Annotated in this window: 19 protein-coding genes and 1 pseudogene; 16 read left to right on the top strand and 4 right to left on the bottom strand. The window is 66.3% G+C overall.

Annotation, left to right across the window (positions count from 1 at the left end; all coding sequences use genetic code 11):
- Nucleotide 1: 1 nt before the first annotated feature.
- Genes AC6BOR_RS00750 through AC6BOR_RS00735 form a run of 4 tightly spaced genes read left to right on the top strand, consistent with a single transcriptional unit; the run spans nt 2 to nt 3,352 of the window.
- Nucleotides 2–1,276, top strand: coding sequence for a pyruvate dehydrogenase complex dihydrolipoamide acetyltransferase (locus AC6BOR_RS00750; RefSeq protein WP_498059339.1), 1,275 nt, complete (start codon nt 2–4; stop codon nt 1,274–1,276).
- Nucleotides 1,273–1,581, top strand: a complete 309-nt coding sequence (locus AC6BOR_RS00745) for a hypothetical protein (protein WP_498059338.1) — start codon at nt 1,273–1,275, stop codon at nt 1,579–1,581. The genes AC6BOR_RS00750 and AC6BOR_RS00745 overlap by 4 nt, the downstream gene beginning before the upstream one ends.
- A gap of 5 nt (nt 1,582–1,586) precedes the next feature.
- Nucleotides 1,587–2,981, top strand: a complete 1,395-nt coding sequence (gene lpdA, locus AC6BOR_RS00740; protein ID WP_498059337.1) for a dihydrolipoyl dehydrogenase — start codon at nt 1,587–1,589, stop codon at nt 2,979–2,981.
- Complete coding sequence (locus AC6BOR_RS00735; protein ID WP_498059336.1) at nt 2,981–3,352, top strand: hypothetical protein; 372 nt, start codon at nt 2,981–2,983, stop codon at nt 3,350–3,352. Before lpdA ends, AC6BOR_RS00735 begins: the two co-directional genes overlap by 1 nt.
- A gap of 66 nt (nt 3,353–3,418) precedes the next feature.
- Here the strand turns inward: AC6BOR_RS00735 and AC6BOR_RS00730 are convergent, their stop codons facing one another.
- Together AC6BOR_RS00730 and AC6BOR_RS00725 are read right to left on the bottom strand one after the other, a co-directional pair.
- Nucleotides 3,419–3,553: a hypothetical protein gene (locus AC6BOR_RS00730; RefSeq protein ID WP_498059335.1), complete on the bottom strand. Its 135-nt coding sequence runs from the start codon at nt 3,551–3,553 to the stop codon at nt 3,419–3,421.
- 341 nt (nt 3,554–3,894) lie between these two features.
- Entirely contained in the window at nt 3,895–4,596 is a 702-nt protein-coding gene (locus AC6BOR_RS00725) for a carbonic anhydrase (protein WP_498059334.1), read from the bottom strand.
- 106 nt (nt 4,597–4,702) lie between these two features.
- Between AC6BOR_RS00725 and lipA the strand changes: the two genes are divergently transcribed.
- Nucleotides 4,703–5,653, top strand: a complete 951-nt coding sequence (gene lipA, locus AC6BOR_RS00720; protein ID WP_498059333.1) for a lipoyl synthase — start codon at nt 4,703–4,705, stop codon at nt 5,651–5,653.
- Nucleotides 5,653–6,108 carry a type II toxin-antitoxin system RatA family toxin gene (locus AC6BOR_RS00715; RefSeq protein ID WP_498059332.1) on the top strand — a complete coding sequence of 152 codons (456 nt, stop codon included), beginning with the start codon at nt 5,653–5,655 and terminating at the stop codon, nt 6,106–6,108. Before lipA ends, AC6BOR_RS00715 begins: the two co-directional genes overlap by 1 nt.
- A gap of 6 nt (nt 6,109–6,114) precedes the next feature.
- Here the strand turns inward: AC6BOR_RS00715 and AC6BOR_RS00710 are convergent, their stop codons facing one another.
- Both AC6BOR_RS00710 and AC6BOR_RS00705 read right to left on the bottom strand, forming a co-directional pair.
- Nucleotides 6,115–6,603 carry a CinA family protein gene (locus tag AC6BOR_RS00710; protein WP_498060681.1) on the bottom strand — a complete coding sequence of 163 codons (489 nt, stop codon included), beginning with the start codon at nt 6,601–6,603 and terminating at the stop codon, nt 6,115–6,117.
- Nucleotides 6,604–6,608: 5 nt separating this feature from the next.
- Nucleotides 6,609–7,754: a bifunctional 2-C-methyl-D-erythritol 4-phosphate cytidylyltransferase/2-C-methyl-D-erythritol 2,4-cyclodiphosphate synthase gene (locus tag AC6BOR_RS00705; protein ID WP_498059331.1), complete on the bottom strand. Its 1,146-nt coding sequence runs from the start codon at nt 7,752–7,754 to the stop codon at nt 6,609–6,611.
- A 66-nt stretch (nt 7,755–7,820) separates the two neighbouring features.
- Here AC6BOR_RS00705 and dusB point away from each other — a divergent pair, with 66 nt between their 5' ends.
- From dusB to AC6BOR_RS00655, 10 genes and pseudogenes are all read left to right on the top strand, one after another.
- Nucleotides 7,821–8,837: a tRNA dihydrouridine synthase DusB gene (dusB, locus tag AC6BOR_RS00700; RefSeq protein WP_498059330.1), complete on the top strand. Its 1,017-nt coding sequence runs from the start codon at nt 7,821–7,823 to the stop codon at nt 8,835–8,837.
- 178 nt (nt 8,838–9,015) lie between these two features.
- Nucleotides 9,016–11,235, top strand: a complete 2,220-nt coding sequence (locus AC6BOR_RS00695) for a sensor histidine kinase NtrY-like (protein WP_498059329.1) — start codon at nt 9,016–9,018, stop codon at nt 11,233–11,235.
- 18 nt (nt 11,236–11,253) lie between these two features.
- Nucleotides 11,254–12,654 (top strand): nitrogen assimilation response regulator NtrX, encoded by a 1,401-nt coding sequence (gene ntrX, locus AC6BOR_RS00690; RefSeq protein WP_498059328.1) that lies wholly within the window; start codon nt 11,254–11,256, stop codon nt 12,652–12,654.
- 106 nt (nt 12,655–12,760) lie between these two features.
- Nucleotides 12,761–12,988 (top strand): annotated as a pseudogene (gene hfq / locus AC6BOR_RS00685) (RNA chaperone Hfq); the annotation flags it as partial.
- 61 nt (nt 12,989–13,049) lie between these two features.
- Nucleotides 13,050–14,348 carry a GTPase HflX gene (hflX, locus tag AC6BOR_RS00680; protein ID WP_498060680.1) on the top strand — a complete coding sequence of 433 codons (1,299 nt, stop codon included), beginning with the start codon at nt 13,050–13,052 and terminating at the stop codon, nt 14,346–14,348.
- Nucleotides 14,349–14,477: 129 nt separating this feature from the next.
- Nucleotides 14,478–15,485, top strand: a complete 1,008-nt coding sequence (locus AC6BOR_RS00675) for a lytic murein transglycosylase (protein WP_498059327.1) — start codon at nt 14,478–14,480, stop codon at nt 15,483–15,485.
- A gap of 125 nt (nt 15,486–15,610) precedes the next feature.
- Complete coding sequence (locus AC6BOR_RS00670) at nt 15,611–16,381, top strand: septal ring lytic transglycosylase RlpA family protein (protein ID WP_498059326.1); 771 nt, start codon at nt 15,611–15,613, stop codon at nt 16,379–16,381.
- 38 nt (nt 16,382–16,419) lie between these two features.
- Nucleotides 16,420–17,568 (top strand): D-alanyl-D-alanine carboxypeptidase family protein, encoded by a 1,149-nt coding sequence (locus AC6BOR_RS00665; RefSeq protein WP_498059325.1) that lies wholly within the window; start codon nt 16,420–16,422, stop codon nt 17,566–17,568.
- Entirely contained in the window at nt 17,568–18,173 is a 606-nt protein-coding gene (gene tmk / locus AC6BOR_RS00660; RefSeq protein WP_498059324.1) for a dTMP kinase, read from the top strand. The genes AC6BOR_RS00665 and tmk overlap by 1 nt, the downstream gene beginning before the upstream one ends.
- Entirely contained in the window at nt 18,170–19,138 is a 969-nt protein-coding gene (locus AC6BOR_RS00655) for a DNA polymerase III delta subunit-related protein (RefSeq protein WP_498059323.1), read from the top strand. The genes tmk and AC6BOR_RS00655 overlap by 4 nt, the downstream gene beginning before the upstream one ends.
- The last annotated feature ends 33 nt before the right edge of the window (nt 19,139–19,171 follow it).

Below are 19,171 nucleotides of genomic sequence, written 5' to 3'. Positions count from 1 at the left end.
TATGGCAATCGATGTGACAATGCCCGCCCTGTCGCCCACCATGGAGGTGGGGACTCTGGCCAAATGGCATGTGAAGCCCGGCGATGTGGTGAAATCCGGCGACATCATCGCCGAGATCGAGACCGACAAGGCCACCATGGAGGTGGAGGCCGTGGACGAGGGTACGGTGATCGAGATTGCCGTGCCGGAAGGCCTGGAGAATGTGCCGGTGGGCACGGTGATCCTGCGGCTGGCTGGCGAGGGTGAGAGCAGCGCGCCGCCGCCGAAGCCAGTGCCCGTGGCCGCGCCTGCCCCTGCAGCAGCGGCGGTTGCGCCTGCGGCCCCGGTCGCCCAGGCTCCGGCTTCCGCGCCATCGGGCGATCGTATCATCGCCAGCCCGCTCGCCCGCCGCATTGCCGAACTGCAGGGCGTTGATCTGGCCACGGTCGTCGGCAGTGGCCCGCGCGGGCGGATCGTGCGCGCCGATGTGGAAGCCGCGGCCGGCAAGCCCGCTGTGGCGGCGCCCGTTGCGCCAGCGCCCAGCCCCGTTCAGGCCGAACCCGTTGCCCCCCGCGCGCCTGCGCCAGCAGCCCCGGTCACCAGCGATATCCCGCACAGCGTGGAAAAGCTGGGCAATGTGCGCAAGGTCATCGCCCGCCGCCTCACCGAGGCCAAGCAGTCGATCCCGCACATTTATCTCACCCTCGACGTCGAACTGGACGCGCTGCTGAAGCTGCGCGGCGAGCTCAACAGGGCGCTGGAACCGCGTGGCATCAAGGTCAGCGTCAACGATCTCGTCATCAAGGCACTGGCGCTGGGCCTCAGGCAGGTGCCGAAGTGCAATGTCTCATTCGCCGGTGACAATCTGCTGGTCTATGACCGCGCCGACATCTCGGTCGCCGTCGCAGCCCCCTCGGGCCTGATCACGCCGATCATCACCGGTGCCGATTCCAAGGCAGTTAGCCAGATCGCCAGCGAAATGAAGGCGCTCGCCGAAAAGGCCCGCGCCGGCAAGCTGCAGCCGCACGAATATCAGGGCGGCACCGCCAGCCTGTCCAACCTCGGCATGTTTGGCATCAAGCAGTTCGAAGCGGTGATCAACCCGCCGCAGGCGATGATCCTGGCCGTCGGCACCGGTGAAAAGCGGGCAGTCGTGAAGGGCGACGCGCTGGCCATCGCCACCGTGATGACCATCACCGGCAGCTTTGACCACCGCGCCATCGATGGGGCGGACGGCGCCGAACTGATGGGTGCGGTCAAATCGCTGATCGAAAACCCGCTGGGCCTGGTAGCGTGATCCTGCACCGCATCGGAGCGGTGCTGCTGGCGCTGCTGGGTGTCGGCCTGCTGTTTCTGGTCAGGCTCGATACCACCTGGGGCCACCGCCCGTTCGATGCCACTGAAATGCTGCAGACCGCTGCGGGCGTGGCCATGCTGGTCGCCGCCGTGCTCGGCTGGCAGCGCCCGGTGCTGGGCTGGTCCGGCCTCGGCCTTTTTGCGCTGGTCGCGCTGCTGGTTGCCACCAAGGGCGCCAACATCCTGAACTGGCTGGACAGTCCGCCTGCAGCGGGCTCCGCCACGCTCGTCATGCCAACTGGGTGATCACCATGTCCGATGCTTTTGATCTCGTCATCCTCGGCTCCGGCCCTGGCGGCTATGTCGCGGCCATCCGCGCCAGCCAGTTGGGCCTGAAGGTCGCCATTGTCGAGCGCGAACGGCTGGGCGGCATCTGCCTCAACTGGGGCTGCATCCCGACCAAGGCGCTGCTGCGCACCAGCGAGATTTATCATTATATCACCCACGCCGATGCCTATGGGCTGAGCGTCGAGAAGCCCTCGTTTGACCTCAAGAAGGTGACTGACCGCAGCCGCAAGGTGGCGGCGCAGCTCAACAGCGGTGTGAAATCGCTGATGAAGAAGAACAAGATCGAGGTGGTGGAAGGGCAGGGGCGTCTGACCGGGCCGACAAGCGTTTCTGTCACCACGGCGAATGGTGAGCGGGTGCTGGCGGGCAAGAACGTGATTGTGGCCACCGGCGCCCGCGCCCGCGATCTGCCGGGCGTGGCGGCCGACGGCAACCGCGTCTGGACCTATCGCCACGCCATGGTGCCGCCGGCGATGCCGACGAAGCTGCTGGTGATCGGATCCGGCGCCATCGGCATCGAATTCGCCAGCTTCTACAGCGACATGGGGGCAAAGGTGACCGTGGTCGAAATGCTCGACCGCATCCTGCCGGTGGAGGATGAGGAGGTTTCAGCCTTCGCCCAGAAGGCGCTGACCAAACAGGGCCTGACCATCGTCACCGCTGCCAAGGTGAGCGACGTGACGCCGGGCCCCGATGGCGTGACCGCCACCATCACCACCGCCGATGGCAAGGCGACGACCGATCAATACAGCCATGTGATTGTCGCCATCGGCATCGTGCCCAATACCGAGAATATCGGGCTGGAAGGCTTAAGCGTTGCCACCAACCGCGGCCATATCGTGACCGATCCCATGTGCCGGACCAACGTGCCAGGCCTTTATGCCATCGGCGATGTCACCGGCCCGCCCTGGCTCGCGCACAAGGCCAGCCACGAAGGCATCATCGCGGTGGAGCATATCGCCGGCGGCCACCCGCACGCCATGGACGTGAGCCGGATTCCGGGCTGCACCTATGCCCGGCCGCAGGTGGCCAGCATCGGCCTGACCGAAGCCAAGGCCAAGGCCGCCGGGCACGAGGTGCGGGTGGGCAAATTCCCCTTCATCGGCAATGGCAAGGCCATCGCGCTGGGGGAGGCGGAAGGCTTCATCAAGACGGTGTTTGATGCCACCACCGGCCAGTTGCTGGGCGCCCACATGGTCGGCGCGGAGGTGACCGAACTGATCCAGGGCTATGCCATCGCCATGGGGCTGGAAACGACGGAGGTGGAGCTGATGCACACCATTTTCCCGCATCCGACGCTGTCGGAAATGATGCACGAAAGCGTGCTCGACGCCTATGGCCGGGCACTGCATTTCTGATGGCTGTGCTGGCCGCCCTGATCATGGCGGCCAGCGGCATGGCAGCGCTGATGCCGCCGGGGTGGAGCGTGACCTGCCCACCCAAAACCCGGCCCGATGAAATCGTGGTCTGCGCGAATCGCGATCCGCCACCATCGCCCTATCGCGCGCCGCTGCGCTTGCCGCAGCCCTTTGGCGAACGCGGCACCGCCAGCGTTTCAGCCGAGCGCAACCGGCTGCTGGGCCCGGATGTCGGCACCATCGGCACTTGTTCCACCTGGGGTGCCGGCGGGATATTCGGCTGCAATTTCCAGCGCTTCAAGGACAATGTGAACCAGGCAGCCGGCAGCCGGGATCCGCGCGGCCGGGTGTATGAACAGGCACCGAAATAGCAACGGAGGCACGGGCCCCGGCCAGCCGCAGGGGGGCGGAGGACTGGCTGGCCGGGGCCCGTGCTCTCACTTCGCTGGTTTGGCCGGGGTTTCCTTGGCGGCCGGTTTGTGGTGCACATGGCCGGCACGGTGGTTGGCGGCGAAGGCGGCGCTCGATCCGGCAACGCTCAGCACGGCGGCAATCATCACGATCTTGTTCATGGCTGGTCTCCTTGGCTTGGCCCCGGGGCGGGGCTGCTGTCGCCGATGGGGGTGGCGACAGGGAGGATCATCGCGCCGCACGGCTTGCAGCCACCTGTCCCGCGCGTGAAGCCTTGTTCATATGCCGCCCATGCGCCGCCCATGTGCTGGCAAGCTGCGGCAGCCTGCCGCAGGCCGACATGACAGAAACGCAATGTTTCTGGCTTGAAAACTGGACCAGTTTTGTCCTATATCACGTGCATCGGTTGGCCACCGCGGTAACTGCCCTTACCGCAGGCCTTTCCGGCACGGGCGCAGCCATCACTCCCCCCTGTTTGTGATGGCTGTGCCCGTTTCCGTGTTCAGACGGCCTTCAACTGGCCCGGCACCGCCACCGGCTCCGACTCCCAGTCCACCGACAGTGCTTCGAACTTGCCCGTGTCGTGGTTCAGCACGCGCAACACGCCTTCGGCGATATCGAACAGCGCACCTTGCAGGTGGAGTTCGCCCCTGGCTTCGGCGGCGGCGATGAACGGGAAGCTGCGCAGATTGTCGATCGACAGGCGGATCGAGGCCAATTCCAGCGCGCTGCAGGCATCAATATCGGGCGACAGCTGGGCAGCCGCCCGGATCGTGTCGCGGGCCGGGGCAATCTGGCTCATCCAGCGGTTGATGAAGCCGCCCTCGCCGGGCTGGGCATTGTCGAACGTGCCTTCCAGGCTGGCCTTGATGCCGCCGCAGCGGGCGTGGCCCAGCACCAGGATATGATGCACCTTCAACTGGGTGACGGCATATTCGATCGCGGCCGACGTGCTGTGCTGGCCATGGGTGGGATCGGGATCGAAGTGCGGCACCAGATTGGCGACATTGCGCACCACGAACATCTGGCCGGGCTCGGTGTCGAAAATCCGCGTCGGGTCCACCCGGCTGTCGGAACAGCTGATCACCAGAACGCCGGGGGCCTGGCCCTTGTCGGCCAGCGCGTCATAACGGCGGCGCTGTTCCTGATAGGCGCCGGTGCGGAACCGGCGATAGCCTTCCAGAAGGGCTTTGAATTCAGGCATGGTTTTCCCCTGTTTCTGCACTGATTGCGCGCCATGCTAAACCGTTATGGCTGCACCGTCATCCGCCATGGTTGGCATTGGTCGCAACAGCCGCTAATCCTGCCGCATGAGCGAGCCAGTCCTTGATCTGCCCACCACTCCGTCCGGCCTGCCGCGCAAGCCGGACTGGATTCGCGTGAAGGCGCCGACCAGCAAGGCCTATAACGAGACGCGCGCGCTCATGCGCAGTCTCAAGCTCAACACCGTGTGCGAGGAGGCGGCCTGCCCCAATATCGGGGAGTGCTGGAGCCAGAAGCACGCGACCGTGATGATCCTGGGCGACACCTGCACCCGGGCCTGCGCCTTCTGCAACGTCAAGACCGGCATGCCGGGCAAGGTGGACGCGGCCGAACCCGGCCATGTGGCCGAAGCCGCGTCGCGCATGGGGCTGCAGCATATCGTCATCACCTCGGTTGACCGGGATGATCTGCCCGATGGCGGCGCCAGCCAGTTCGTGAAGGTGATCAGCGAATTGCGCCGGCAGACGCCGAACACCACGATCGAGATCCTGACCCCCGATTTCCGCAACAAGATGGACCGGGCAGTGGAGATGATCGTCGAGGCCGGGCCGGATGTGTACAACCACAATCTGGAAACCGTGCCGCGCCTCTATCCGACAATCCGGCCGGGCGCGCGCTATTATCATTCGCTGCGCTTGCTGGACAAGGTGAAGCAGCTGAGCCCGACCATCTTCACCAAATCCGGCCTGATGGTGGGGCTGGGCGAAACGCCGCTGGAACTGCACCAGGTGTTTGACGACATGCGCTCGGCCGGGGTCGATTTCCTCACCGTTGGCCAATATCTGCAGCCGACGCCGCGCCACGCCAAGGTGATGGAGTTCGTGACGCCAGCGACGTTCAACACCTATGCCGGCGTGGCGCGGTCCAAGGGCTTCCTGCTGGTTGCCGCCTCGCCGCTCACCCGCTCCTCCTATCACGCGGGCCGGGATTTTGCCGAAATGCAGGCGCGGCGAAAGGCGCAGGCGGCAGGGGCGGGCAGCGCCGCTAAGCGGGGCTGATGCCCAAGCACCGCGAAGTCAGAACCCTGGCCTGGTCGGCCACCGAGATGTTCGATCTGGTGGCCGATGTTCGCCGCTATGGCGAATTCCTGCCCTGGGTGCAGGGCATGCGGGTTGGCCCGCCACAGGCACTGCCCGATGGCAAGACGATGCTGGTGGCCGACATGGTGGTGGGTTTTCGCATGATCCGCGAGAAGTTCACCAGCCGGGTGACTTTGGACCGTCCGGCCCATGTGCATGTCGACTATCTCGATGGGCCGATGAAATATCTGTTCAACGATTGGACCTTCCGCGACCGGCCGGGCGGCGGCTGCGAGATTGATTTTGCCGTGGATTTCCAGTTCCGCAACCGCGCCTTCGAAGCGCTGGCGGGCATGTTCTTCACCGAGGCCTTCGAAAAGATGGTGGCCGCCTTTGTGGCGCGGGCGGAAGCGCTGTACGGGCCCAAGGGTTGAAATAGGTCAGGGCTTGAGCAGGTTCAGCGCCACGAGTGCTGCCTGACGCCGCACTTCGGCTCGGCCGAGATCGCCGAACTGGCGGGTGTCGGCCACCACGCTTTCCGGATCCTGCCCGCGCAGCGCCCGGGCGAACACCACCATGCCCACCGGCTTGCCCGGCGTGGCGCCGCCGGGGCCGGCGATGCCGGTGATCGACACGGCGATATCGGCCGGGCTGTGGGCCAGCACGCCCTGCGCCATCGCCCAGGCGGTGGCCGGCGACACGGCGCCAAAGGTTTCCAGCACATCTTCCGACACGCCGAGCAATTCCATCTTGGCTTCGTTGCTGTAGGTGACGAAGCCGCGATCAAACACGTCGGACGAGCCGGGAATTTCGGTGAGCGCGGCAGCGACCAGCCCGCCGGTGCAGCTTTCGGCTACGGCGATGCGGCGGCCCAGGGCGCGGTTTGCCGCCAGCACCTGTTCGGCCAGCGCGACCAGTTCGGCGTCCATCCCGCTCATTCCGGCAGGCGCACGCTGGCCATGGCCTGGGCGGCAATGCCCTCCTGCCGGCCGGTGAAACCGAGTTTTTCGGTGGTGGTGGCCTTCACGCTGACCCGGTCGATGGCAAGCCCGAGGATTTCGGCCATGCGCGCGCGCATCGCCTCCCGGTGCGGGCCGATCTTGGGCCGTTCGCAGATCAGCGTCACATCGACATGATCAATGATGCCGCCACGCTCGCGCACCAGATAGGCGGCGTGGGCGAGGAATTGGTCAGATGCGGCGCCGCGCCAGCGTTCGTCGCTGGGCGGGAAGTGATCGCCAATGTCACCGGCGGCGATGGTGCCCAACAAGGCATCGGTGAGGGCGTGGAGGCCAGCATCGGCATCGCTGTGGCCAATCAGCCCGGCATCATGCGGGATTTTCACCCCGCACAGCCAGACATGATCGCCGGGGCCAAAACGGTGGACATCAAAGCCGGACGCGGCGCGGGAGGAATAGACGGTCATGGCCTCGGCTTTGGCAAAATCATGCGGCTCCGTCACCTTGAAAGCGCGTTCGTCGCCCGGCGTGATGGCAACCGCGAGGCCGGCGGCGAGCGCGATGGCAACCTCGTCCGTCTGCCCCGGCGCGGCGGCGCGGTGGGCGGCGAGGATGGCCGGGAAGCGGAAGGCCTGTGGGGTCTGCACGCGCCACAGGTTGTCGCGATCGACACTGCCGGAAAAGCGGCCGTCGGCGCCGCGGCGCAGACTGTCGACCTGGGGCAGGGCGGGGCAGGCACCATCCACCGCCGGATCGGCAAAGGCGGCGATCAGCGCATCGATCACCGCGGCCGGCACAAAGGCACGGGCGGCATCATGCACCAGCACGATATCGGGTGGATCGGCGGCCAGCGCCTCCAGCCCGGCGCGCACACTGTCCTGCCGTGTGGCGCCGCCGGCAACCGGAGGGGGCAGGGCGAGGCCAGCGACGGACGTTTCATACAAGGCGCGGCATTCGGGATTGATCACCACCGTCACGCTGGTGATGCCGGGATGGTTCAACAGGCCGGTCACGGCGTGGCGCAGCAGGGGGTGCCCGGACACGTCACGATATTGCTTGGGCACGCCACCGCCGGCCCGGATGCCGGCACCGGCCGCGACGATAAGGGCACCAATGCGCATGATGCGGGCACATATCGGGCCTTCGCCTTGTGGAAAAGGGCCAATCTGCGCTATGGCCCCACCGCCATGAGCCTGCTTGCCCCCATCCAGATCGGCCCGAACCGCATCGATATCCCGGTGATCCTGGCACCGATGACCGGCGTGACCGACATGCCGTTCCGCACGCTGGTGCGCCGCTTCGGTGCGGGGCTGACCGTGACCGAGATGATCGCATCGGAAGCGATGATCCGCGAAACAAGGCAGAGCATCCAGAAGGCGGCCTGGCACCCATCGGAAGAGCCTGTTTCCATGCAGTTGGCCGGTTGCGAGCCGCAGCGCATGGCCGAAGCCGCCAAGCTCAATGAGCAGAAGGGCGCCGCCATCATCGACATCAACATGGGCTGCCCGGTGAAGAAGGTGGTGAACGGCCATGCCGGATCCAGCCTGATGCGCGACCTGCCGCTGGCCACCCAGCTGATCCGTGCCACCGTGAAGGCTGTGAAGCTGCCGGTGACGCTGAAGATGCGCATGGGCTGGGATCACAACAGCCTCAATGCCCCGGAACTTGCCCGCATTGCCGAGGGTGAGGGCATCCAGCTGATCACCGTGCACGGACGCACCCGCTGCCAGCTTTACAGCGGCACGGCCGATTGGGCCTTTGTGCGTAATGTGAAGAACGCCGTGCAACTGCCTGTGATCGTGAATGGTGATATCTGTTCCATCGACGATGCCAGGGCGGCGCTGGCGCAGAGCGGCGCTGATGGCGTGATGATCGGGCGCGGTGCCTATGGCAAGCCGTGGCTGCTGGCGCAGGTGATGGCCGCTCTGACCGGGCGTGACGTGCCGGCCGATCCCACCCTCGCGGAACAACATGCGCTGGTGAAGGAACATTATGCCCTGATGCTCGATCTTTATGGCGAGCTGAATGGTGTCAACCTCGCCCGCAAGCATCTGGGCTGGTATACCAAGGGCCTGCACGACAGTGCCCAGTTCCGCAATGCGGTGAACCAGGTGACCAGCAGCGCCACCGTGCTGGCGATGATCGACCGCTTCTACGAAGCCCTACTGCAAGCACCACCGCCCGCACTCGACCGCGCCGCCTGACATCCTGTCGCATTGTTGCAACGCTACGGCGCTGCACTGTGTTCCAGATGCAACAGCAATCGGTTATGGTTCCGGTCTTGTGGTGACCGAATCAGCTTCCTTGATGCCGGTTGCGCGCCGGCGACGCGGCACGCGGGCCTGGTTGGCACTGCGCTGGCGCCGTCTGTCGCGCCGCGCCATGCGCACCACCCGCAGCGCCGGTTTCTACCCACGCCTGGAACTGCTGGCTGCCGCGCTGACCCTGATCGCCGGCTGGTCGAGCTATGCCTACCTCACCGGCAGTGGCGTGCCGGCCAACGGCGCGTCTCAGCCGCAGGTGGCCTTGCTGGTGATGGCCAATCTGGTGCCGGCAATGCTGCTGATCGTGCTGATCGGGCGGCGCGTCGCGATCCTGATCACCAACCGGCGCCGCGGCTTGGCAGGCGCCCGGCTCCACCTGCGGCTGGTGGCGTTGTTTGCAGCGATTGCCGCGGTGCCGACCCTGCTGGTCGTGGTCTTCGCTTCGCTGTTGTTCCAGTTTGGTGTGCAATTCTGGTTTTCAGACCGGGTGCGCACCATCCTCGATGGCTCCAACCAGGTGGCGCAGGCCTATGTCGAGGAGAATCGCCAGCGCATCGCCGATGACATCGTGGTGATGGCCGCCGACGTAGCCTCTTATGCCCGGGATTTTGGCGAGGGTTCAGCGCTGTATCGGCGCGGGCTGGATTTTCAGGTCGCCGGTCGCACGCTCACCGAAGCTGCCGTGGTCCGCCGGGCCGGCAACGGGCTGCAATTGGTTGCGGTCAGCAAGGTCAACCCGGCCGATGTGGCTAACCATCTGTCGGATATCGATCTCGATCGCGCCGCCGCTGCGCCGGTCACGCTTATCGGTGCAGGTGAGGACCGAGTGGAAGCGGCAGTGGCCGTGCCCGGTCAGGCCGGCACCTTCCTGTATGTGAGCCGCAGGGTCGATCCGGCCGTGCTGGCGCGCGCCAGCAAGGCGGCGGGTGCGCTGGATGAGTATAAATCCCTGATCGAACGCAGCCGGGTGATGCAGTTGCGCTTCAACCTGGTGCTGATGGCGGTGTCCTTGCTCACCCTGATTGTCGCCATCTGGTTTGCGCTTTGGCTGGCCAATCGGCTGGTGGAACCGATTGCGCGCCTGGCCTTTGCTGCCGAGCGGGTGGGGGCCGGTGATCTGGATGCGCGCGTGCCGGTGCGCGGCGATGCCGACGAGATCGGCGTGCTGGAACGCGCCTTCAACCGCATGACCAGCCAGTTGAAGAGCCAGCAGGCCGCCCTGCTTTCGGCCAATGGCGAGCTCGACACGCGGCGCCGCTTCACCGAGGCGGTGCTGTCAGGCGTTTCGGCCGGTGTGATGTCCATCGCACCGGATGGCGAGGTGCGGGTGGCCAATGCCTCGGCCGCCGCCCTGCTGGCCATGCCGCAGCGGCTGCTGCGCGGCCAACAGCTGAAAGATGTGGCACCGGAACTGGCCGATCTTCTGGATCAGGCGCGGCAGACCGGTGACGCGGCTGGCCAGGTGCGCATCCAGCGTGATGGCGAGACGCAGACGCTGGCGGTGCGCATTGGCGCGGCCGGTGAGGGCGAGGGCGGTGATGCCGGTTTCGTGCTGACCTTTGACGATATCTCGGCCCAGCTCGCCGATCAGCGGCGTGCGGCCTGGGCCGATGTTGCCCGCCGCATCGCGCACGAGATCAAGAACCCGCTCACGCCGATCCAGCTGGCCGCCGAACGGCTGCAACGCAAATTCGGCCGCCAGATTGCCGAGGATGGTGACACGTTCACCACGCTGACCGGCACCATCGTGCGCCAGGTGGGCGACCTCAGGCGCATGGTGGATGAGTTTTCCGAATTCGCCCGCCTGCCCAAGCCGGTGTTTGCGCCCGACCAGTTTGACCGGCTGGTGCGGCAGGCGCTGGTACTGCAGGAAGTGGCCTTCCCGGCCATCCGGTTCAGCCTGAGCGGGGAGACCACCAGCGCCATCGTGTGCGACCGTCAGCAGTTGAGCCGGGCGGTGACCAACCTGATCAAGAATGCCGCGGAAAGCGTGACGGCGCGGCTGGACGCGGATGACGGCACCGGCACGCCCGGCCAGATTGCCATCTACATCGCGGAATCGGGCGAGAAGGTGCTGCTCAGCATCACCGACAATGGCCTGGGCTTTCCCGACGAAGACCGGCAGCGCTTGCTGGAACCCTATGTCACCACGCGCGCGCGCGGCACTGGCCTTGGTCTCGCCATCACCGCCAAGATCATCGAGGATCATGGCGGCAGCCTGGAACTGGCCGACAATCCCGATGGGCCGGGTGCCCGGGTAATCGCCACCTTGTCCCGCGCCCTTGCCCCGGAACCCCAGCAGGCGCTGCCAATGGCCGCGCTGATCGCCCCCGTTTGATGAGGACCATCCCATATCATGGCGCTTGATATCCTGATCGTTGATGATGAAGCCGATATCCGCGAGCTGGTGGCCGGCGTGCTGGGCGATGAGGGGTTTGAAACCCGCGTGGCGGCCAACAGCCAGCAGGCGCTGGCGGCGCTGGCCGAACGACGGCCGAGCCTGGTGATCCTCGATATCTGGCTGCAAGGATCGGCGATGGACGGGATCGACCTGCTGGATGCGATGAAGGCGCGCGATCCCACTTTGCCGGTGGTGATGATTTCCGGCCACGGCACACTGGACACCGCGGTCGCTGCCATCAAGCGCGGCGCCTATGACTATATCGAAAAGCCCTTCCAGGCCGAGCAGCTGCTGCTGGTGGTGCGGCGGGCAACCGAGACCGAACGGCTGCGCCGCGAATATCAGGCACTGAAGGAACGCGTGGGCTATGACATTGAGCTGACAGGCACCTCGCCGCAGATCAACCAGGTGCGCGCCACGCTGAAGCGGGTGGCGGCCACCGGCAGCCGCGTGCTGATCACCGGGCCAGCGGGCAGCGGCAAGGAAGTGGCGGCACGGCTGTTGCACCAGTGGAGCACGCGCGATTCCGCGCCCTTCGTGGTCGTGTCGGCCGCGCGGATGACGCCGGAACGGGTGGAAGAAGCGCTGTTCGGCGTGGAGGAGGGCGGCGAGAATGTGCGCGCCGGCCTGTTCGAGCAGGCGCACGGCGGCACGCTGTTTCTGGACGATGTGGCCGACATGCCGATCACCACCCAGGCCAAGATCTTGCGGGTGTTGACCGAGCAGGTGTTCCAGCGTGTGGGCGGTGCGCGCTGGGTGCGGGTGGACGTGCGGGTGATTTCGGCCACCAGCCGCGATCTTTCGGCCGAAATTGCCGCCGGGCGCTTCCGCGAGGATCTCTATTACCGGCTGAATGTTGTGCCGGTGCGCATGCCGCCGCTGTCGGAACGGCGGGAGGATGTGGCGGAATTGGCGCGTTACTATCTGGCGCGCTATGCTGCCGAGCGCGGCACCGCGACCCCGGTTCTGACCGATGACGCGCTGGCGGCGCTGCAGACCTATGACTGGCCCGGCAATGTGCGCCAGCTGCGCAACGTGATCGAGCGCACGTTGATCCTGGCGCCGACAACGCGCGTGGCCGAAATCGATATCGACATGCTGCCGCAGGAGGTGACGGCCGAACCATCGCGGCTGGTGCCGGGCCAGGCTGCGCGATCGATCATGGGCACCCCGCTGCGCGAGGCGCGCGAGGCGTTCGAACGCGAATATCTGCGTGCCCAGATCAGGCGGTTTTCCGGCAACATCAGCCGCACCGCCGCCTTCATCGGCATGGAACGCAGCGCCTTGCACCGCAAGCTGAAGGCGCTGGGCCTGGCCGACGAGCAACCGGAGGGGGGCGACGAGGTGGACGAATGACCACCTTCACCTTCCTGTGACGAAAGGGATATTTGAAATACGGCAGGGCAGTGCCTATGCCGGAGGGGTGGCGCCATGAGCGCCCAAGAAGAACAGGGATGACCCGATGGCCGACAAGTCGAACAGTTTGCAGGATGTGTTCCTGAACACCGTGCGCAAGACGCGCACCCCGGTGACGATGTTCCTGGTGAACGGCGTGAAGCTGCAGGGGGTCATCACCTGGTTCGACAATTTCTCGGTGTTGTTGCGCCGTGACGGCCACAGCCAGCTGGTGTACAAGCACGCCATCTCGACGGTGATGCCGGCGACCCCGCTGCAACTGTTCGAGGCCGAAACCGAAGAGTGAGACAGGTTTGAGTCATCAACCAGCCGGCCCCCCGACCGGCCCAAATCAACTGACCATTGCAGGTTTTGACGAAGCGCGGGGTTTGCGCACCGGCGCGCTTGCCATCGTCATCCTGCCGCAACTGGGCGGGGCTCATGGTCTGCGCTCGCCCGATGCCAAGCTGGCCGAGGCGGTTGGCCTCACGCGCGCCATCAATCTGCAGGTTGTCCATGCCGAGGTGGTGAAGCTGCGCAGCGCATCGGTGTCGCACCTGATGGGCAGCGGCCAGATCGATCGGCTGGCCGGGCTGGTCGCCGCCTTGTGTGCCGAGGTGGTGATCATTGACGGCCCGGTGAGCCCGGTGCAGCAGCGCAACCTGGAAAAGGCGTTGAAGGCCAAGGTGATCGACCGCACCGGTCTGATCCTCGAAATCTTTGGCGAGCGCGCCAGCACGGCTGAAGGCACGTTGCAAGTGGAACTGGCGCATCTGCAATACCAGGCCAGCCGGCTGGTGCGCAGTTGGACCCACCTGGAGCGGCAGCGCGGCGGCTTCGGCTTCCTGGGCGGCCCCGGCGAATCGCAGATCGAAACCGACCGCCGGCTTATCCGTGACCGCATCGCCCGGTTGCGCAAGGAACTGGAGGAAGTGCGGCGCACCCGCGGCCTGCACCGGCGCAACCGGCAGAAGGCGCCGTGGCCGGTGGTGGCGCTGGTCGGCTATACCAACGCCGGCAAATCCACGCTGTTCAACCGTCTGACCGGCGCCGAGGTGCGCGCCGAGGATCTGCTGTTTGCTACGCTTGATCCGACCATGCGTGCCATCCGGCTGCCGGGGCATGACAAGGTCGTGCTTTCGGACACGGTGGGGTTTGTCTCCGATCTGCCGACCCAGCTGGTGGCGGCGTTCCGGGCCACGCTGGAAGAGGTGCTGGAGGCCGATCTGATCGTGCATGTGCGCGACATCAGCCACCCGGACAGCGATGCGCAGGCGCAGGATGTGATCGACGTGCTCAGCGATCTGGGCCTGGCGCCCGACCAGCGCGAGACACCGATGCTCACGGTTTTCAACAAGATTGACGCGCTTTCTGCAGAAGAAGTTGAACTTGTGCGGGCACAGGCTGGCGATGACGCCATCCCGGTTTCGGCCTTGACCGGTGAAGGGATCGAGCGCCTGCAGGCAGCGATGGACACGGCGCTGCGGGCGGGTGCGCGGGTGCACAGCATCACCCTGCCATTGAGCGACGGCCGGCGCATCGCCTGGCTGCACAGCCATGGCGAGGTGCTGGCGCAGGCGAGTGACGACATCAGCATCACCATCGATGTGCGGCTGGACGACAAGGACAAGGCCCGGTTTGACGCGCTGCATTGATGCGGCGCAATTGAGGCTTTGCGGCACGCCTTGGCTTTGGCATTAGGGGGCATGTCTGTGCGTTTCCCCCATGTTCTCTGGATATTGATCGCGTTTCTGGCGGCACCCGCTTGCGCGGATGAAACGCGCGTGTCGCCCGAGCAGCAGGTGGCCTTTGCCGAATGGCTCAATGTCTATCGCGCCGAAGCGACCGCGCGTGGGCTGAAGCCGGAATGGCTTGATGCGACCCTGGCCGGCGTGACGCTGGTGCCGCACGTGATTGGTGCAGATCGCAGCCAGCCCGGCACGGCTGCCCGGCCGGTGCGTTTCCCCGATTATCTCGCCGCCAAGTTCCGCGGCGACCGCGTCACCTATGGCCAGCGCCAGTTTGCCGCCAACCGCACGTCGCTGGCCCAGGCCGAGGCGGCCAGTGGCGTGCCGGCCGCAATCATTGCCGCCATCTGGGGCATCGAAACCAGCTATGGCCGGGTGATGGGCCGGCATGACCTGCCGTCGGCGTTGGCGACCCTGGCGTTTGAAGGCCGCCGGCGCGACTTGTTCACCCGCGAACTGGACGCGGCGGTGCGCATGGTGGGGGAAGGCCACGCCACGCGCGAGGCGATGAAGGGCAGTTGGGCCGGCGCCTTTGGCCAGACGCAATTCCTGCCCAGCTCCTATCTCAGCTATGGCCGTGACGGTGATGGCGATGGCCGGGTTGATCTGTGGGCCAGCCAGGCCGACGTGTTTGCCTCCATCGGCCATTATCTGGCGAAAAGCGGCTGGCAGACCGGTGAGGGCTGGGGGTTCCGCACGCTGCCGCCTGAGGGTTTTGACCGGGCCAGTGTGGCCGCAACCGAGCCGCCGAGCCGTTGCGTTGCCCCGCTGTCACGCCATTCGGCGCTGAAGCCGGCGCGGGAATGGCGCGCGCTGGGCTTCACGCCGGTGAACGCAAGCTGGCCGGCCGATGATGTGCCGATGAGCCTGATCGAGCCGGATGGGGCGGGGCAGGGCGCGTATCTCGTCACCCGCAGCTATCGCGCCATCCTGGGCTACAACTGCTCCAATCTTTATGCCCTGTCGGTCACCCTGCTGGCCGACGCGATCAGCCTGCCGCAGCCGGTTGCCCCGCTGCAGGTGGCAACCACGGGCGCGCAATGAGGCGCATTGGCCTTCTGGCGGCACTGCTGCTGGCCGCCTGTTCGGGACGGTCGCCAGCGCCAAGGCCAACCCCGCCGCCGCCACGCCACCATGCCCAACCGGCAAAGCCGGAACCAAAACGCGGCATGGACCTTGCGGACGACACCAGCGCGGTGGCGCGCGATGCGGCCGGGCTGGGCAATTGGCCGGTCAAGATCGGCAAGCCCTATCAGGTGGCCGGCGTCACCTATTACCCTGCCGATGACCGCAACTATCGCGAGGAAGGGGTGGCCAGCTGGTATGGGCCAGGCTTTCATGCCGGCAACACTGCCAACGGCGAGCGTTATGACCAGGATGATCTGACGGCGGCCCACCGCACCCTGCCGATGCCAAGCTGGGTCGAAGTGGAGAATCTCGACAATGGCCGCAAGCTGACCGTCCGGATCAATGACCGCGGCCCGTTTGCGCGCGGCCGCATCATCGATCTGTCGCGCAAGGCGGGGCAATTGCTGGGTGTGGACCGCGCCGGCACCGCCCGCGTGCGCCTGACCCGTGTCTATCCTGCCGGCCGGCGGGACAATCCACCAATGGTTGTGGCGACGGCGCCGGCCCCCACCCCCACCCCCACCCCTGCCGTCACCACGGTTGCAGTGCCGCCACCGAGTGCCGCGCGGCCGGTGGCCGGGGGCGAATGGCAGGTGCAGGTCGCTGCCCTGTCCGACTCGGGCCGGGTGGCCTGGCTGTCCGGCTATCTCACCAGCTTTGGCCCGGTGGTGACGCAGCCGGGTCCGAATGGCCTGATCCGCGTGCGGCTGGGGCCCTTTGGCAATGAAGCCATGGCCAGCGCGGCGCTGGCGCAGGTGCGCGCGGCGGGTTATGTCGATGCACGCGTGATTCCGCCGCAGACCGCCCGTTGAGGCAGTCGGCGCCAACCCAAAAGGGAAGTGTTTTGACGATGCGTCTTGCTGTTGCTGCTCTTGTTGCCACTGCCGTTGCGGCACCGGCCCTTGCCCAGGCCTATGACACGGCGGCGCCCATTGCCTTCATGAAGGATCTGCAGACGGGCCGCATCCTGTTCGCCAAGGATGCCGACAAGCGCATGCCGCCGGCATCGATGGCCAAGATGATGAGCGTCTATGTCGCCTTCAAGCTGATCAAGGCTGGTGAAGCCAATCTCGACCAGATGGTGATGGTGCGCGAAGACACCTGGAAGAAGTGGAACAACACCGGCAGCACCATGTTCCTGGAAGTGAACAGCCAGGTAAGCGTTGAAAATCTGCTGCACGGCATTGTCACCCTGTCGGGCAATGATGCCTGTGTGGTCCTCGCCGAAGGGCTGGGCGGGACAGAGGCCAATTATGTGGCCCTGATGAACCGCGAGGCGGCCCGCCTTGGCCTGAAGGGCAGCCATTTCACCAACACCAACGGCTGGCCTGATCCGGGCGAATATGTGACGGCCCGCGATCTGGCGATGATCGCCGAAGCCACGATCCGCGATTTCCCCGACCTGTACGCGCGCTTCTATCAGAAGGAAGGCTTCACCTGGGGCAAGCAGATGGGCAGCGGTGATGCCATTTCGCAGGGCAACCGCAACCCGATCCTGGGCAAGGTGCCTGGCGCCGATGGCCTGAAGACCGGCCACACCGAAGAGGCTGGCTATGGCTTCACTGGTTCCGCCGTGCAGAACGGCCGCCGCATCGTGATGGTGGTGGCTGGGCTGAAGAGCTTTGGCGAACGCGTGTCGGCCAGTGTCGATTTCATGAATTGGGGCTTCGCCGCCTGGCAGAATATCCCGCTCGGCAAGAAGGGCCAGGTGATGGGCAAGGTGGCGATCGAAGGCGCCGCCGATGCCCAGATTGATGCGGTGGCCGGCAAGGATCTGTTTGTCACCCTGCCGCGCGGCTTTGCCATGGAGCGCAAGACCAGTGTGCAGCCCCTGGCTGGCCTGAAGGCACCGCTGAAGGCCGGCCAACAGGTGGGCTGGCTGGTGGTGACCATGCCCGGCCAACAGCCGGCGCGGGCGCCGCTGGTAACCCCGGTGGCGATCGAGGAAGCCGGCATGTTCCGCCGCGCCATCAATTGGTTGATGGGCCTGTTTGGCTGATGCTGCGGGGTCGCTTCATCACGCTGGAAGGCGGGGAGGGGAGCGGCAAGTCCACGCAGGCGCGCCTGTTGGCCGAGGCCATCGGCACCCGTGGGCACGAGGTGGTGTTGACCCGCGAGCCTGGCGGCACTGCCGGCGCCGAGGCGATCCGCAGCCTGTTGGTGAGCGGCGAAACCGATCGCTGGACGCCCTGGAGCGAGGCGCTGCTGATGACGGCGGCGCGGGTGGATCATGTCGCCCGGGTCATCCGGCCTGCGCTGGACCGCGGCGCGATGGTGATTTGTGACCGCTATGTCGATTCGACCCGCGCCTATCAGGGCGCCGGCCACGGCCTGCCCGATGCGGTGTTGACCCGGCTGCACGCCGACGCCGTGGGCCTGTGGCCGGATCTGACCCTGGTGTTCCAGCTGGACGAGGCCGAAGGGCTGGCGCGGGCGGCAGCGCGCGGTGGGGACGCCCGTTTCGAGGCGTTTGGCCGGGAATTTCATGCCCGGATCAACGGCTTCTTTGCCGAACTGCCCGCCCGTGATCCGGCCCGCTGCCGGGCCATTGATGCATCGGGCAGCGTTGCCGATGTGGCCGCCCGCATCATGGCGGTGCTGTGACCGGGCTGATCGGCCATGATGCCCAGATCGCGGCCTTCATGGCGGCTTTTGCCGGTGGCCGGCCGCACCATGCCTGGTTGCTGGTCGGCCAACAGGGCCTGGGCAAGGCGCGCTTTGCCCGCGCGGCTGCCACCTGGCTGCTGGCTGGTGCGCCACCGGAATTTGACGTGCCGGAGACCAGCGAGGCGGCCCGCCTGATGGCGGCAGGATCGCACCTGGATTATCGCCTGATCGAACGCACGACGGCAAAGACTGGCAAGCTGCGCGTCGAAATCGTGATCGGCCAGATCGTGCGCCGGCCCGACAGCGATGGCCAGCCGCTGCGCGAATTCCTTTCGGGTACGCCGATGCTCGGCCCGCGCCGGGTGGTGGTGATCGACGCCGCTGACGACATGAACCGCAACACAGCCAATGCCTTGCTGAAAAGCCTTGAGGAGCCGTCGGAAGACACGGTGTTCCTGTTGATCAGCCATTCGCCCGGCCGATTGCTGCCCACCATCCGGTCCCGCTGCCGCAGCTTGCGCTTTTCGCGACTGGCCGATGCCGAGGTGCGCTTGGTGCTGGCTGGCGCTGATCTGGATGGTGAGGATGAGGATCTGCTGGTGGAGCTGGCCGCCGGTTGCCCAGGCCGGGCGCTGAGCCTGGCGGGGGCCGGCATCACCAGCCTGTCGCGCGATCTGGCGGCATTGGTGGGGCAGCCGGTGGAGCGGGCCAATCCGGCGGCACTGGCACTGGCCAAATCGCTGGCCGCCAAGGGGCGGGAAGGGCGCTATGCCGCCCTGCTCGATCGCGTGCCGGCGATGATCGCTGCGCAGGCCCAGCAACTGCGTGGCGCCGCGCGCGAGAAGGCGATTGCCGAATGGGAACATGCGAGCCGGCTGGCGCGCGAGGCAATGCCCCTGCAGCTGGAACCCAGCCAGGTGGCCTGGCGATTGGCGATGCACCTGGCATCGGTGCCCAACTGACTTGAAACGGCGGCGCTGATGCCGCATTGGCCA

It is taken from the genome of Sandarakinorhabdus sp. FBCC-B8862, assembly GCF_059745315.1.
This window is presented reverse-complemented; position numbering and strand designations above follow the sequence as displayed.

Excerpts from the sequence above, each read along its gene's own strand:
- AC6BOR_RS00730 (WP_498059335.1), bottom strand. The coding sequence starts at position 3,553 with ATGAACAAGATCGTGATGATTGCCGCCGTGCTGAGCGTTGCCGGATCG.
- AC6BOR_RS00705 (WP_498059331.1), bottom strand. The coding sequence starts at position 7,754 with ATGCGCATTGGTGCCCTTATCGTCGCGGCCGGTGCCGGCATCCGGGCC.
- lpdA (WP_498059337.1), top strand. The coding sequence starts at position 1,587 with ATGTCCGATGCTTTTGATCTCGTCATCCTCGGCTCCGGCCCTGGCGGC.
- lipA (WP_498059333.1), top strand. The coding sequence starts at position 4,703 with ATGAGCGAGCCAGTCCTTGATCTGCCCACCACTCCGTCCGGCCTGCCG.
- AC6BOR_RS00725 (WP_498059334.1), bottom strand. The coding sequence starts at position 4,596 with ATGCCTGAATTCAAAGCCCTTCTGGAAGGCTATCGCCGGTTCCGCACC.
- AC6BOR_RS00735 (WP_498059336.1), top strand. The coding sequence starts at position 2,981 with ATGGCTGTGCTGGCCGCCCTGATCATGGCGGCCAGCGGCATGGCAGCG.
- AC6BOR_RS00695 (WP_498059329.1), top strand. The coding sequence starts at position 9,016 with ATGCGCACCACCCGCAGCGCCGGTTTCTACCCACGCCTGGAACTGCTG.
- tmk (WP_498059324.1), top strand. The coding sequence starts at position 17,568 with ATGCTGCGGGGTCGCTTCATCACGCTGGAAGGCGGGGAGGGGAGCGGC.
- ntrX (WP_498059328.1), top strand. The coding sequence starts at position 11,254 with ATGGCGCTTGATATCCTGATCGTTGATGATGAAGCCGATATCCGCGAG.
- dusB (WP_498059330.1), top strand. The coding sequence starts at position 7,821 with ATGAGCCTGCTTGCCCCCATCCAGATCGGCCCGAACCGCATCGATATC.
- AC6BOR_RS00710 (WP_498060681.1), bottom strand. The coding sequence starts at position 6,603 with ATGGACGCCGAACTGGTCGCGCTGGCCGAACAGGTGCTGGCGGCAAAC.
- AC6BOR_RS00750 (WP_498059339.1), top strand. The coding sequence starts at position 2 with ATGGCAATCGATGTGACAATGCCCGCCCTGTCGCCCACCATGGAGGTG.
- AC6BOR_RS00715 (WP_498059332.1), top strand. The coding sequence starts at position 5,653 with ATGCCCAAGCACCGCGAAGTCAGAACCCTGGCCTGGTCGGCCACCGAG.
- AC6BOR_RS00665 (WP_498059325.1), top strand. The coding sequence starts at position 16,420 with ATGCGTCTTGCTGTTGCTGCTCTTGTTGCCACTGCCGTTGCGGCACCG.
- AC6BOR_RS00670 (WP_498059326.1), top strand. The coding sequence starts at position 15,611 with ATGGACCTTGCGGACGACACCAGCGCGGTGGCGCGCGATGCGGCCGGG.